This is a genomic window from Caldibacillus debilis DSM 16016, assembly GCF_000383875.1.
GTDB classification, from domain to species: Bacteria; Bacillota; Bacilli; order Bacillales; family Caldibacillaceae; genus Caldibacillus; species Caldibacillus debilis.
The window spans coordinates 46,164-59,188 of record NZ_KB912882.1; the positions used below are offsets into that span (position 1 = coordinate 46,164).

15 protein-coding genes and 2 pseudogenes are annotated in these 13,025 nt (G+C 47.8%); 11 read left to right on the top strand and 6 right to left on the bottom strand.

The window, feature by feature from the left end; translation table 11 throughout:
- Positions 1–533 precede the first annotated feature (533 nt).
- On the top strand, positions 534–1,025 hold the full coding sequence (locus tag A3EQ_RS0105990; RefSeq protein WP_020154281.1) for a GNAT family N-acetyltransferase: 492 nt from the start codon (positions 534–536) through the stop codon (positions 1,023–1,025).
- Positions 1,026–1,050: 25 nt separating this feature from the next.
- On the opposite strand, the gene A3EQ_RS0105995 is transcribed toward A3EQ_RS0105990, so the two are convergent.
- Positions 1,051–1,965, bottom strand: a complete 915-nt coding sequence (locus tag A3EQ_RS0105995) for a LysR family transcriptional regulator (protein WP_020154282.1) — start codon at positions 1,963–1,965, stop codon at positions 1,051–1,053.
- Positions 1,966–2,774: 809 nt separating this feature from the next.
- Between A3EQ_RS0105995 and A3EQ_RS20695 the strand changes: the two are divergent.
- From A3EQ_RS20695 to A3EQ_RS0106065, 9 genes and pseudogenes are all read left to right on the top strand, one after another.
- A pseudogene (locus tag A3EQ_RS20695) lies at positions 2,775–3,800 on the top strand (S66 family peptidase).
- 107 nt (positions 3,801–3,907) lie between these two features.
- Positions 3,908–4,444, top strand: coding sequence for an NUDIX hydrolase (locus A3EQ_RS20700; protein WP_020154285.1), 537 nt, complete (start codon positions 3,908–3,910; stop codon positions 4,442–4,444).
- 316 nt (positions 4,445–4,760) lie between these two features.
- Positions 4,761–5,459: a SatD family protein gene (locus A3EQ_RS0106030; RefSeq protein ID WP_020154288.1), complete on the top strand. Its 699-nt coding sequence runs from the start codon at positions 4,761–4,763 to the stop codon at positions 5,457–5,459.
- 2 nt (positions 5,460–5,461) lie between these two features.
- The gene (locus tag A3EQ_RS0106035; protein ID WP_020154289.1) at positions 5,462–6,328 is read left to right on the top strand and encodes a DUF3307 domain-containing protein; all 867 of its coding nucleotides are present in this window, start codon (positions 5,462–5,464) and stop codon (positions 6,326–6,328) included.
- Positions 6,329–6,644: 316 nt separating this feature from the next.
- Positions 6,645–7,592: a magnesium/cobalt transporter CorA gene (gene corA / locus A3EQ_RS0106040; RefSeq protein ID WP_020154290.1), complete on the top strand. Its 948-nt coding sequence runs from the start codon at positions 6,645–6,647 to the stop codon at positions 7,590–7,592.
- 255 nt (positions 7,593–7,847) lie between these two features.
- A complete protein-coding gene (locus A3EQ_RS23095) occupies positions 7,848–8,282 on the top strand; it encodes an aminoglycoside 6-adenylyltransferase (protein WP_280510702.1) in 435 nt (144 codons plus the stop codon).
- Entirely contained in the window at positions 8,260–8,727 is a 468-nt protein-coding gene (locus tag A3EQ_RS23100; RefSeq protein WP_280510703.1) for an aminoglycoside 6-adenylyltransferase, read from the top strand. The genes A3EQ_RS23095 and A3EQ_RS23100 overlap by 23 nt, the downstream gene beginning before the upstream one ends.
- A 152-nt stretch (positions 8,728–8,879) precedes the next feature.
- Positions 8,880–9,133: pseudogene (locus tag A3EQ_RS22075) on the top strand (hypothetical protein); the annotation flags it as partial.
- 25 nt (positions 9,134–9,158) lie between these two features.
- Positions 9,159–9,596, top strand: coding sequence for a GNAT family N-acetyltransferase (locus A3EQ_RS0106065; protein WP_020154293.1), 438 nt, complete (start codon positions 9,159–9,161; stop codon positions 9,594–9,596).
- A 169-nt stretch (positions 9,597–9,765) separates the two neighbouring features.
- Here A3EQ_RS0106065 and A3EQ_RS22440 read toward each other — a convergent pair whose 3' ends face one another.
- Positions 9,766–10,056 carry a hypothetical protein gene (locus tag A3EQ_RS22440; protein WP_154652825.1) on the bottom strand — a complete coding sequence of 97 codons (291 nt, stop codon included), beginning with the start codon at positions 10,054–10,056 and terminating at the stop codon, positions 9,766–9,768.
- A 104-nt stretch (positions 10,057–10,160) separates the two neighbouring features.
- On the opposite strand from A3EQ_RS22440, the gene A3EQ_RS0106080 reads away from it, so the two are divergent.
- Positions 10,161–10,532, top strand: a complete 372-nt coding sequence (locus A3EQ_RS0106080) for an iron chaperone (protein WP_020154295.1) — start codon at positions 10,161–10,163, stop codon at positions 10,530–10,532.
- Between the two features lie 327 nt (positions 10,533–10,859).
- Here A3EQ_RS0106080 and A3EQ_RS22445 read toward each other — a convergent pair whose 3' ends face one another.
- The 4 genes from A3EQ_RS22445 to arsC form a co-directional block, all read right to left on the bottom strand.
- Positions 10,860–11,015 carry a hypothetical protein gene (locus tag A3EQ_RS22445; RefSeq protein WP_020154296.1) on the bottom strand — a complete coding sequence of 52 codons (156 nt, stop codon included), beginning with the start codon at positions 11,013–11,015 and terminating at the stop codon, positions 10,860–10,862.
- Positions 11,016–11,027: 12 nt separating this feature from the next.
- The gene (locus A3EQ_RS0106090; RefSeq protein WP_020154297.1) at positions 11,028–11,894 is read right to left on the bottom strand and encodes a permease; all 867 of its coding nucleotides are present in this window, start codon (positions 11,892–11,894) and stop codon (positions 11,028–11,030) included.
- A 76-nt stretch (positions 11,895–11,970) separates the two neighbouring features.
- Positions 11,971–12,417, bottom strand: coding sequence for a MarR family winged helix-turn-helix transcriptional regulator (locus tag A3EQ_RS0106095; protein WP_020154298.1), 447 nt, complete (start codon positions 12,415–12,417; stop codon positions 11,971–11,973).
- Positions 12,418–12,529: 112 nt separating this feature from the next.
- Positions 12,530–12,952 (bottom strand): arsenate reductase (thioredoxin), encoded by a 423-nt coding sequence (arsC, locus tag A3EQ_RS0106100; protein ID WP_020154299.1) that lies wholly within the window; start codon positions 12,950–12,952, stop codon positions 12,530–12,532.
- Positions 12,953–13,025 lie beyond the last annotated feature (73 nt).

The window sequence follows — 13,025 nt, forward strand, 5'->3', positions numbered from 1 at the left end:
GGAGTTGTCATGTGGAGGGAAGAACCGTAAGGAGGCGGCGATTGGGGGAAAATTTCAAATCATGCGGATCGGGAAGCATTCGTCCAACCAGGCAGGCAATCCAACTTGCCATCCATCTTATCGATACGCCAGTGATGAATCTTTCGGCCGTTCCGCTCCGAACCGTTCAATACGATATTTTCTCTGTTATAAAATTGTTGTATTATTATAAATTAAAAGCTTAGTTATTTTCGTTTCCATCAATGATGGCAGGCAACTCCCGCATTTGCTTCTGCAGCGGCTCCCGCGGAACGCTCGCATGCCCTTGAAAGGCGAATGCCGCAACGGCCGATTCGGGACGACTTTGGGCTTTTTTCGGAACACCCGCCGAAGAATTGGACGGTCCGGCCACCGGCGAGGCGGCCGGATGAATCCCGATCCGGCGATGAATTTGCCGGCGAAAAAGATTGGAACAGCTTGTCGGCAAAAGACCACGCATTCAAAACACCGAGTCCATTCCAAAATGGACGGACTCGACGAACAGGAGGCTTCCGATGAACATCCGCAGCTTTCGTAAAGAAGATTGGCCCCAGGTGAAAGAAATTTATGAGCAGGGGATCGCGACCGGAAATGCCACTTTTGATACGGAATCTCCCGCGTACGAGAAATGGGTGTCCTCCGTCGCCGACGGTTTGTGCCTGGTCGCCGAAGACGAAGAGGGCATCCACGGCTGGGTGAAGGTCAGCAAAGTTTCCAGCCGTTGCGCCTATGCGGGGGTGGGCGAGGTAAGCATCTATATCCGGGATCGGAGCAGGGGAAAGGGGGTTGGAAAGAAACTTCTGCAAGCCATCATCGAAGAATCGGAGAAAAAAGGCTATTGGACGCTGCAAGCCGGCATATTCCCGGAAAACAGCGCAAGCCTCTCCCTCCACGAAAAGGCCGGATTCCGGAAAATCGGCGTTCAGGAGCGGATCGGCAAACTGAACGGCGTCTGGCGGGATGTGGTGTTGCTGGAAAGGCGCAGCCGCAAGGCGGGCAACGATTGATCGATGCCAAAAGAAAAGACAGCATTCATTCGACGGCCATTTTTGGGGGTGAATGCTGTCTTTGTTTTTTTCGAAAAATCTCCTTTACGCATTGGATGGCCCTGGCGATGAGTTCATCTTGAACGGCGGTTTTCCGGTAAATGAGATGGATCGGCTGTTGCTCCATTTTATGCCGGGGCTCATAATCCAGCTTCTTGAAAAACATTTTCTCCCCGGACAGCTGAACGATTCGTTCGGGAATGAAGGCGAGACCTTTTCCGTTTCGGACAAACTCCAGCAGCGCCTGACTGTGGCCGACCTCGACGAAGGGAACATACTCCTCGCCAAATTCCTGGCGAAACCAATGTTCGAAAGTTCTTCCCCAGTTCAAGTATATGAGGGGAAGGGCGTTCAGGTCCCCGGGACCCAGCTTCCGTTTGATTTGAAAATTTCTGGCACAATAAAGGAAAAAGGTATCTTCCCCGAAGGTTTCCTTTTTGATCTCCGCATCTTCCGGCCCGTGATAAACCAGCCCGATATCGATCCTGCCTCCCAAAACCTCATCCACAATGATGTGGGAATGATCGGCATGGAAAGAGAAACGGAGGTTTTCATCCGTTCCGGCCAATCGATCCACCCAATCGGTAAAGCGGCTGTCCCACAACGAATAGGTGATGCCGAACCGGATCCGTTTCCTTTCCGATTGAAACCTGCGGGCGATTTTTTTGCTGTCTTCGATCAGCTTTAACTGTTGTTCGAACAGGGGCAAAATTTCTTTGCCGAAAGGGGACAAATCCACTTTTTTGTTCGTCCGCAAAAACAGATGCTGGCCGTAAAACCGTTCTAAATTTTTGATCCTTGACGTGACGGTCGATTGGGTGACATGCAGTTCATCCGCCGCCCAAGTGAAATTTTTCAATCTGGCCACGGCAAGAAAGGTTTTTATTTCTTCAAGATCCACGGGTGCTCACCAACCCTATTGGAAAGATTCCCAGATTCCTTTAAAGGATGCCGCCGCGAAAGGAGGGGACAAGCGTCCATGCCCGGAAAAATATATATTTCCTGTCCGGTTTTGTCTGCAAGGGTTTTTCTGCATGGAAGGGAGGAAAGACAGCCGTTCCCGGCGCGGGAAAAAACGAACGCCTGCTGGGATATAAAAACTTCCAGCCGGCGGAAATGCCTGGTTCGAAGCACTTCTTCGGTCCCGTCCGGACCGACGGTTCCGGCGGCGAAGTTTTTCGGGGAGTTGCAGATTCAAACCGATGAAAGCGATGATGAAAAAATGCTTACACCCGCATCAACGAATGGGCCGGCGGGTGTTGCGGCCGATAGATCTTGTCCAATTCGTCCGAAAACATTCATCCCGCTAAAGGAGCAAATCCGGCAAGCCTCAGGCGCATGATCCCGATGTTTGGGTTTCCGCACGGAAAGAATCGATTATAAACACTATAAATACGTTGCCTTTCATGGCCTTTCCCTGAATCATTACCTTTCGGAATCGGTTTCGAATTAAATTTTAACCCGGAAAAGAATCCCTCGTCTAATTGATTTCATTGATAGAAATTATTGATATTTCCAATCATTCGCAAAAAATGTCCCTGTATGCGAAAATTGAATCGGATGAAAGGAAAGGAGCAGGGAAAAGGGGAAAGATGTCGAACTTTTGTTGTATGAAACGATCCGGACGCATCCGCCAAAGGATCTGCGGACAAAAGGAAACGGAAAACCGGCGTATCCGAAGTTTTCCGAGAAAAAGGGGGCCATCGCATCTTGATCCAATATCCCGTTTTCAAAAGAGGAGCGGCCATCGGCGTTACGGCAACCTCAAGCGGGGTTAAACCCGAGCTTCATCCCCTGCTGCGCAAAGCGAAGGAACGGATGGAAAAAAGAGGCTACCGGATCGTTTTGGGGGAGACGGTATGGACGCAAGAAAAGGCAAAGTCGGCGAGCGCCGAAAAAAGGGCCGCGGAATGGATGAAAATGATGGAAAACGATGCGATCGACCTCATCTTTCCGCCCTGGGGCGGCGAACTGCTCATCGAAATTTTGGAACATATCGATTTTGATAAAATAAAAACGAAATGGGTGTTGGGCTATTCCGACACAAGCACTTTGCTTTTGGCCATGACCTTGAAGACCGGAATCGCCACCGCCCACGGGACAAATTTCATCGATTTGCGCGGGGAAGAAACCGATGAAACGACGGCCATGTGGGAAAAGGTTTTGTCGACGGAAACCGGCGGTTCCATCACCCAGCGCTCTTCCCAAAAATACCAGCGGTCCTGGCAGCGGAACGATTCTCCCCGCGTCTTTTCTCCCCGCGTCTTTCATTTGACGGAAGAGACCCGTTGGAAAACCGTTACCGGTCAGCCTGAAATTTTAGGGAAGATTGCTGGGCGGCTGGATCGACGTCATCCGGCATTTGATCGGCACCCCTTACGGCGATGTCCGGGCGTTCAGGGAAAAGCATCTGCCCGGCGAACCGATCCTTTGGTACATGGAAAACTGTGAACTTTCCGCCGCCGATTTGCGCCGTTCCCTCGTGCAGATGAAGCTTGCCGGGTGGTTCGATCATTGCGCCGGAATATTGTTCGGGCAAGCAAGGCCAACGAACCGGTTGAAGGTTATACCGCCGAAGACGTTTATCGCGATCTGTCTTCCGAATTGGGAGTCCCGATTGTCTATGACATCGATTGCGGGCATCAGCCGCCGCAAATCACCTTCGTCAACGGTGCGTTTGCGGAGGTGGAAGCGGGAAACGGAAAAGGGGTTGTCGTGCAACATTTCAAGCCCTGACGTGAATGGCCGGAAGGCAATTTTTTGCGCGCAAAACCCTTTCCCGCATAGCAAACCCTGATCCGTAACCTTTTTCCGTTGAATCGGACCGAAACGAGGTTGGAAGGATGCTGAAGTATACGATCGGATTTTTAAAGCGAAAGGACGAAATTTTGCTCCTGAACCGGGAAAAACCTTCCTGGATGGGATGCTGGAACGGGGTCGGCGGGAAGATCGCCGAAAACGAGACCCCCGATCAATGCATCTTGCGGGAAATCGGCGAAGAAACGGGAATCATCCTTTCCGATATGGAATTCAAGGGGATCGTCACCTGGCGGGTCGACGGGGAGGAGGAAGGGGGCATGTATGCCTTTTTGGCCGAACTCCCCGCCGATTTCCCGTACCCCACCCCGGTCAAAACCGATGAAGGGATCCTCGATTGGAAAAAACTGAACTGGATCCTCCATCCGGACAATGCGGGCATCGCCAATCTCCAATATTTTCTCCCGACCATGCTGAAGGGGGAAGGCCCCTACGAATATCACTTCGTTTATGAAAAAGGAAGGGTGGCGGGCTTTCAAACGAAACCTTTGGAAAAGGGGAGGGATGCCGATGTCCGGTTTCTGCCGGCCGATACAAGGAAGGCGGGGGGAAGGGACGGCTGAATGGCGGGTTTGGCGTTCCCGCGGCGGCCCGGTCCTTTCCGGCGGACCCGGAAAAACGGCAGGATCGTCCGGGGTGTCCGACCTTTTCCGAAAGAAAGATGGCGGGCGCATACCCGGGGCGGCCATGTTTTCTTTGGCAGCCGCTTCGGAAGTTTTGCTTGAACGGGCAGGCGGGAACGGCCTCGGCGTTTTATCCGCCATCCGTTGCAAATGCTCCGGATTTCCGCTATCCTTATATCATCGGGAAGAATGTTGATGTTTTTTCGACAACATGCGAAAGATTGATATAAAAACATCAACTAAGAGGGAGAAGAGGATGCCTGTGCCTGCTGTCTGTTTTGCCGCCGACGTGAAACATTCGAAACAGATGGAAAAAGCCTATCTCATTCAAGTCCTGGAAGAATGCCGGGAAACCCTCAACCGGGAATTTTCCGGGGACCTGATCATTCCCTTTTCCGTCCGGAACGGGGATGAACTGGTCGGCGTCAGTGAAAATTTTTCTTCCGTCTATCCGGTCGTCAAACGATTGTTAACCCTGTCGGCACTCCGGAAATGCCCCTTTTACCTGGGGATCGGCATCGGCGGATTGGAAACGGCCGGCCGCAGCGTACATACCATGAACGGCAGCGCGGTGATCCGGGCCTTTGAAGCCAGGGACAAACATTTGAAGGAAAAAAGCGAAGACGCGCGGATCTGGAACGGTCCGGATTCGGAAACCAGCGTCTATTTTTCCTCCGAACACGTCCCGGAAGGACCGTTGAACGCCTTGTTCAACTTTATCACGACGATCCGCAGGGGATGGTCGGAAAAGCAAAGACAAGTGATCGAAACGATCGAAAAACATCCGGAATGGACCTATGAAAAAATCGGCGCGCACCTCGGGTACAAGTCGCCGAAGTCGACGGTCAGCCATCTGCTGAAACGGGCCGATTACCAAAAACTGAAGGCGGTGGAAGAGAGCTTCATCCGGCTGCTCATCCTGTATGAAAAGGAATTGAACCAGAAGGAGCGATAACTTTGTGGATCTATTTCTATGCCGCCCATTTGCTGGGGGATTTTGCCGTTTTTCCGGACGCAGTTGCGGAGAAAAGCATGGACCGGAAGGGAGGAGCGCTCCTCCGCCACGCTTTCGTCCATCTCCTGTTCATGTTTGCCGCCGGACTGTTTATCTTTTTTACCGACCCGCATTCTTCCCTCCGCTTGCTGGGGGCATTGGAAACGGCCGCCATCCTGATCGCCATCGCCCATTTTGCCGTGGACGCGGCAACGCTTCGGCTGGGCGGAAAATTGCAAAGGCCCGGATCCCGGGCCCTGCTGTTCCTGCTTGACCAGGCCGCCCATCTGTTCCTCATATTGTTCCTGCTTCGGCTCCTTACCGGCGGTGCGGCGGTCTCCGGCGGCCTCGAAGGGCTTTTTTCGGGCAATTTGTCCGTATCTGAAAAGGCGGCCGCCACCCTTTGCATTTTCATCTGGGCCACGTCCGGAGCCGGAACTCTTCTCGCCATCCTCCTGAAGAATATCGCCCCCGTCGATCAGCTGGAGGAAGGCGTGTTCCGCATATCGGATGAAAGGACGGAAATCAAAACAAAATATGCCATAAGCGGGAGAGAGGAGACGGAAATTACCACCGTCAAAACGGAGCATTATTTCCGCGATTCGCCGGAAAAGACCGGAAAAACGATCGGCATGCTGGAACGTTCGCTCATTGTGCTCCTGTTGATGATCCGTCTGCCCGAAGGGCTGGCGTTTTTGGCTGCGATAAAAACATTAACCCGATTTAAGCAGTTCGATCAGAAGCAATTTGCGGAATATTATTTGATCGGCACCCTGTCGAGCGCCATGATCGGGATCTTATTGGGGGTCGCCGCCGCAAGTCTTTGGTGAAAAGCTCTTGGTTGACCAACGCAACCTTCACGCGGCATCCGCCGCCGCAAGTCTTTGGCGAAAAGGCCCCCGGGGCCGGCTCAAACCAGCTAACGGGGCCCGCTCCGTGATGGAGGCTTCCATCTCAGTCGCAGCAAGATGAGCTTCTTTTTGCCGCCTTATCTTTAGAAAGAAGCCGGTTTTGGCGTTTTGCCGCCCCCGTTGACGAAAGGCGGGATCCCGGCCGAATCCGTCGTCCGCGCTTTTTTCGACGCGGCATTCGTAGCATTCGCTGAAAAAGCTTGCCGAAAGAATTCATTGGAAAGCAGGGAGAAAGGTGATCCGCACGACAGCCGTCCTGGAAGACAATACCATTGCAACCGGTCTGTCCCTGGAGGAACTGAAAGCAAAGGAGAATGAAATCCGCTGGTTTTGGACGGATTTTAACCTTCCGGACGAAAAGGAAATCGCCGAATTGGAACGATTCTTCGGCTTCCACCCGCTCGCCGTCGAAGACTGCGTGAACCGGCTGCAAAGGCCGAAAATCGATTATTACGAAGGCTACGCCTTTTTTGTCCTCCATTATCTGCACACGGAAAAAATACAAAAGAAGGAAATCAATATCTTTTTGGCCGACCGCTACATCGTCACTTTCCATTCCGAGAAATCGGATCAGGTGGAGCGGGCCTGGAAGGAAATCACGATGGGGACGGTGACGAAAAGATGGGGCCCCTTTTACGTCTTCTATCTGATTTTGGACAAGACCGTCGACGATTTTTTTCCGATTCTTTACGATTTGGAAGACCGCATCAACGTCCTCGACGAACAAAGAAATATGGAAACCTTGTTTGAACAGCTTTTTCAAATCCGAAGACAGCTTTTATATCTCCGGCATACCATCCACCCGATGCAGGAAATCGTCATGGAAATCCTGGATTCGGAACATTTGATCCGGCACAAGACGGACAGGGCCTACATCAAAGATATCTACGACCATCTGTTGAAAATCTCGGAAATGATCGAATCCACCCGGGAAATCACGGCCGACATCCGGGAAAACCATCTTTCGATCAACACCCACCGGACAAACCGGATCATCCAGGTTTTGACCGTCATCACGACGATCTTCATGCCGCTGACGCTGATCACGGGAATTTACGGGATGAATTTTTCCAACATGCCCGAGCTGAAATGGAAATACGGTTATTTTGCCGTGCTGATTTTCATGGCCCTTCTGGGGACGGGGTTGTATCAATGGTTCAAACGGAACGGATGGTTAAAATAAGGATCGTTTGCCGCGGACCATCCGATGAGAATTCCGCCGAATTTGAAGACCGAAGGGGGAGGGGAGATGGACTTTTCAATAAAAACCATCCCATTGGGATCTGCGGCAACCTTTCTTCTTCACCAACGGGACAGGAATGATTATCAGCACAAAAAACCATTCGGGGGAAATGGAATGGGGATTCAACGATAGAAATGCAGATCGGGAAGATAACCCTCTTTCTTAATATAACAGCAACAAAAAAGGGGGATACAAGTGAAAACGAGAACCGAACAAGAAATGTTGGATTTGATCATTACATTTGCTAAAAAAGATCATCGTATACGCGGAGTGCTAATGAACGGTTCTCGTGTAAATCCGAATATAAAGAAAGATATATTTCAAGATTATGATATTGTATATTTAGTTACGGATGTTGAACCATTTAAAGATGAAAACTTTATTTTGTCTCACTTTGGGGAAGTAATGCTTATGGAAAAACCCGAAGATAAAATTTTTCCGCCTCCCATTGGCGATGGCCGTTATACCTATTTAATACAATTTATGGATGGGAACCGAATTGATATGCATTTTATTCCCATAAATAAAGCGGATGAACTGATTCAGGACAGTTTGACAAGGGTTTTACTAGATAAAGACCACAATATTCCAGATATCCCGCCTCCAAGTGAACAAAGTTATCTTACTTAAAAAACCAACGGAAAAATTATATAACGATTGTTGCAATAGTTTTATATGGGGATTAGGAGCCCATATTCCAAAAACCATTTGGAGACAAGAATTACCATTGTTAATGCGTTTAATCGATATTGTTTTGCGTGAGCCATTAATTCAAATGCTTGAATGGTATGTGGGGATTAAAACAGATTATAAATACTCCATCGGGAAAGGAGGCAGGTATTTAAAAAAGTTCTTGGAGCCTGAAATTTGGAATGACTTTGAGAAGACGTATACAGATGCTAATTATGATAATATCTGGAATTCGTTATTCTTATTCCATGACTTATTCAAAAAAACAGCTGAACATGTTGGACAAGTATATGGTTTTCAATTTCCTGAGGAAGAATGTAAAAGAGCGCTGGCTTTTCTAAAACACGTAAAAGAATTGCCGCAAGATGCAAAATCAATTTTTTAGGTTAGATGTAAAAATGAAATGCCACAAAAAAATAAATAAAAGCCATAGATAAACCGTGTTATGAATAGAGGTACCCAAACCACGATCTAATGGTCTGCGCCAAAACGCTGTACAACTACATCGAACGCGGTTTGATCATTGTAAAAACCAAAATTGAAACTATCAACAGTTTTCATTCTCGGATGAAGAAGGATTGACCGTTTTTTTTAAAGGTGTGGCTGCAAAATATCTTGATAATTACCTTGCTTGGTTCTCATTTGTGGATAGCCGCAGTAACGAAAATACCACGCCACATATCAAAGAGCTTCTGCTTACATCTGTATTTGAAATGACAGAAAATTTTGAAAGTATCTGTCTATCTAAGTTCAGTGCTTTAAAAGGTCATTTACGGGCAATCGGCTTATAAATACCGGGAGAGGAGAACTCAATTTATGGAAATTAGAAAACCAAACGATTCGGAATATAAAAAGATTTTATCACTTTCACCACAAGCATTATTCGAAGGTACATTAGGCGAAACAAAACCGTCAGATGAAAAAGTCAAACAACTTATTGAACCATTATTGCAGAAAGGAAGCTATTATTTGATAGCAACTGAAGGCGATAATCTAATGGGTTGGATTCTTATCGGAACAAGTAAAGACCAATTAACTGAAAAGATATATGGATTTATTTATGAATTGTTTGTGTTAGAGGAATTTAGGGGAAATGGAATTGCAAAACAATTGATGGAAACTGGTATCGAACATCTTAAACAAGATGGATATTCAGAGGTTCGCTTAAGTGTATATGCAGGAAATCAAGCGATTAAACTGTACGAAAAATTAGGATTCAAAAATAGAACCATTACAATGAGTATGAACATATAAAACAAACATCTTTATTGAATATTGAAAAAATCACCATTAAACATTAACAGAGGCTATGGAAAAAGCGAGATCGTTTTTCTGCCTTTTTTTTATTGGATCTTCTTTTTGCTTGTCCGGAATAAGAGGTTGACCGGGAAATCGCTTCGAACGGCTTCTTCATGGGGACGGCTCATCTCCCTTTGCTCTGAATCACGGGCAGATCGCGCCTGTGATTTTTTTCGAAAGGGAGAGGACGATGACCAAAAAAATAACGAGCGCAGAACTTGTCCGAAAAATGGCGGACATATTCCGGTGCCCCATCTGCAAAGGTCCGATGAGGGTGATCGAAGTTCCATTCGCGCATCAAAAACCCCCGGCCGGCCAGCGGTCTGATCGCAGGACCCGGCGGAAAAACGGGAACGGAAAGCGCATGTGGTTTAACCTGCTGCCCGCCAAAAAACGCCGGATAGTCGAGTGACACAATCTTCCCCACATAAAATGCATTGTTTGGGTAGATTTTTGTCACTGTTTGTGACAAAATTATACCAACAAAGGCGGAAATAGCAAATATCGAAGGAGGAAGACATGGACGTTTTTGCAAAATATTTGGCGGGTATCGATAACCCCGATCACCGGGCCCGAACAGAGGAAATTCTGAACTGGGTTTTAAATAAATTCCCAAATTTGGAACCGCAAATCAAGTGGAATACGCCAATGTTTACCGATCACGGCACATTTATCATCGGCTTTTCCACAGCGAAGCATCATTTGAGCGTTTCACCCGAAGAAGTATGCATTGCGCACTTTGCCGATGACATCGCCAAAGCCGGTTACAGCGCTACCAAAGGGTTGTTTCGAATTCCGTGGAATGAGCCGGTAAATTACGAATTGCTTGGGAAAATGATTGAATTTAATATTCGGGATAAAGCGGAATATACGAAATTTTGGCGGAAATAATACATCACGCCTTAGCAAAAAATCGCATGACACGAAAAAATTGTCATGCGTTTTTGCAACTCGATAAAGGCGCCAACGGCTCAATAGTAGCCGTGGGCGCTTTAAATGTGGGGGAAATTGTGTCACTCTATAGTTAAGAAAAGAAAGGTACGAGATGGATTTTTTCGCTTTTCTAGTTTACATAACATAAATTATAGGAAGTAATAGCAATTCGTTTTCGCAATACGCAAACCTATATTTTTTGTGCATGGCTCGTGAACCCCCTTCCTAAATTTTATACAGACAGAAAAAGGCATTAGGGATCGCCTAATGCCTTTCCTTGCGGTTTCAGCAACACTCGCGATCGGATCCGGACGGACAGCATTCCCGTTCCTTTGCGGATATGGGGACCATTTTTTCGCTTTCTTTCATTTCCACAATTTGAATAGCGCAGCAGCCTTGTTTTTCGCTGGATTTGCCCGAGAGAACTTTCAAGATGTTCATGTGAATTCCTCCTTAAATGATATAGAACAAAAATCCGGACAATGCCGCCATTGTTATGACGGAGGCGACAAACGCCAAAACCAGCTTTTTTCTAAAGATACCGTGCAACAGTGCGATCTCCGGCAGGCTTGCTCCTGCTGAGCTAATCAACAGCGCCATGACCGGTCCCAATGCCATCCCTTTTGCAATCAGGATTTGCGAGATGGGAATCATCGCGGAAAGGCGGATATACAAAGGGATCCCGATGATGGCTGCAAGGGGAACAAGCCACCACTTATCACCTCCCATATGGGTTGATATCCATTCCGTCGGTACGGCGCCGCGGATAATGGCTCCGATGCCCGCACCGATAAGCAAATACGGAAAAACCGTTTTCATTAAACGCAGGGTTTCCAACAAGGCATCCTTTGCTTTTCGTTTCTTTCCGAAATCGGCTTTTCCTTTCACCATGACCTGCTTCACTTGATTTTCAAATCCCAGTTTTTCAAGCGCAAAACCGGTCAGTATGGATAAAAGAGCGGTGATCATGGCGTAAGCGGCCGCCGTTTTTATTCCGAGCACCGCGGCCATGAGCGTCAAGATGGTCGGATCGAGCACAGGAGAAGCAAAGAGAAAAATCATCACGATGCCGAAACGGACCTTCTGATTGAAAAGCGTTACGACGACCGGGATCGTAGAACAGGAGCAAAAGGGCGTCACGAAGGCAAACGCGACAGCGATCAGTGCCCCGAACAACGGATGGCGCTTTGATAACAAGCTTTGCATCTTCTCATAAGGAATATATCCTTCCAAAAGGTAAATGACGAATGAAATGCCCAAAAATAAAAGGGTGAGTTCGGACACGATCGCAAGAAAATCTTGAAGAATCCCTGGATCCATAGGGTCTCTCTCCTTATCATTTATTTGTAAAGTGCAAGTATATCCTCAAGGAACAGGCAAGCTTGGAAGGCTTGCCTCAAAATAACGGTTTGCAGCAGACGCTCGATTTTGCCATGCATTCATTCAACAACTTTATCGAACGGATGACGGTTTCTTTCTCAAATTCCGACATATGGGAAAAAATCTCATCCAAATACCGGTTGATTTCTTGATCGATGGCTGCCGCGACTGATTTCCCTTCGGCGGTCAACGACAAGGTGTATACCCTGCGGTCTTCGGGAAGCGGCGTTTTTTTTACGAGTCCCCTTTTTACCAAATTTTGAATCTGCCTGCTGAACGTCGTAATATCCATCCCCAATGCATCGGCCACCTGTTGCATGGATGGGGACTTTCCCTTATCAATTTCGTAAAGAATATGGCTTTGAACGAGCGAAATATTTTCGGAATCAATCGAACAGCAATTTTTATTTAACAATCCGAAACGGCGTGTCAACACTTGAAACAGCTCTCTCGTATTTTCCATTTTTTCACCCCTATATGTTTATATATAGCATATTATTTGCAAATTGCAAATTTTATTTTAAAAAAATAGAATAAAAACAGCCGAGAACTTCTTCTCGGCTCCACAATCCATCTTATTCGCCCGTCTCGGCAAATTTCTTGATGCGTTCGCCGATTTCATCGCGAACACGGCGGAATACGGCCAATCTTTCCTCTTCCGTTCCTTCCGCCTTTGCCGGATCATCAAATCCCCAATGGACGCGTTTCACATGCGGCGGGGTCACCGGACAATGGTCCGCCGCATGGCCGCATAATGTCACAACGAGATCTGCTTGATCCAATATTTTCGGATCGATGACATCCGATGTCTGGTTCGAAATATCGATCCCCACTTCTTTCATAACCTTCACGGCGGCCGGATTTAATCCGTGAGCCTCGATGCCGGCACTGTACACTTCCCATTCATCGCCGAGATATTTTTTCGCCCATCCTTCAGCCATCTGGCTGCGGCAAGAATTGCCCGTACATAAAAAGTAAATCGTCTTCTTGTTTTTCATGTTTCACTCCGCCTTTGTTAAAGTATGATAAGGTGCCGCCTGGACCAAGGCAAATTCCGCAAATTTTGCCGAT

Excerpts from the sequence above, each read along its gene's own strand:
- A3EQ_RS0105990 (WP_020154281.1), top strand. The coding sequence starts at position 534 with ATGAACATCCGCAGCTTTCGTAAAGAAGATTGGCCCCAGGTGAAAGAA.
- A3EQ_RS20700 (WP_020154285.1), top strand. The coding sequence starts at position 3,908 with ATGCTGAAGTATACGATCGGATTTTTAAAGCGAAAGGACGAAATTTTG.
- A3EQ_RS0106030 (WP_020154288.1), top strand. The coding sequence starts at position 4,761 with ATGCCTGTGCCTGCTGTCTGTTTTGCCGCCGACGTGAAACATTCGAAA.
- A3EQ_RS0106065 (WP_020154293.1), top strand. The coding sequence starts at position 9,159 with ATGGAAATTAGAAAACCAAACGATTCGGAATATAAAAAGATTTTATCA.
- A3EQ_RS0106080 (WP_020154295.1), top strand. The coding sequence starts at position 10,161 with ATGGACGTTTTTGCAAAATATTTGGCGGGTATCGATAACCCCGATCAC.
- A3EQ_RS22445 (WP_020154296.1), bottom strand. The coding sequence starts at position 11,015 with ATGAACATCTTGAAAGTTCTCTCGGGCAAATCCAGCGAAAAACAAGGC.
- A3EQ_RS0106090 (WP_020154297.1), bottom strand. The coding sequence starts at position 11,894 with ATGGATCCAGGGATTCTTCAAGATTTTCTTGCGATCGTGTCCGAACTC.
- A3EQ_RS0106095 (WP_020154298.1), bottom strand. The coding sequence starts at position 12,417 with ATGGAAAATACGAGAGAGCTGTTTCAAGTGTTGACACGCCGTTTCGGA.
- arsC (WP_020154299.1), bottom strand. The coding sequence starts at position 12,952 with ATGAAAAACAAGAAGACGATTTACTTTTTATGTACGGGCAATTCTTGC.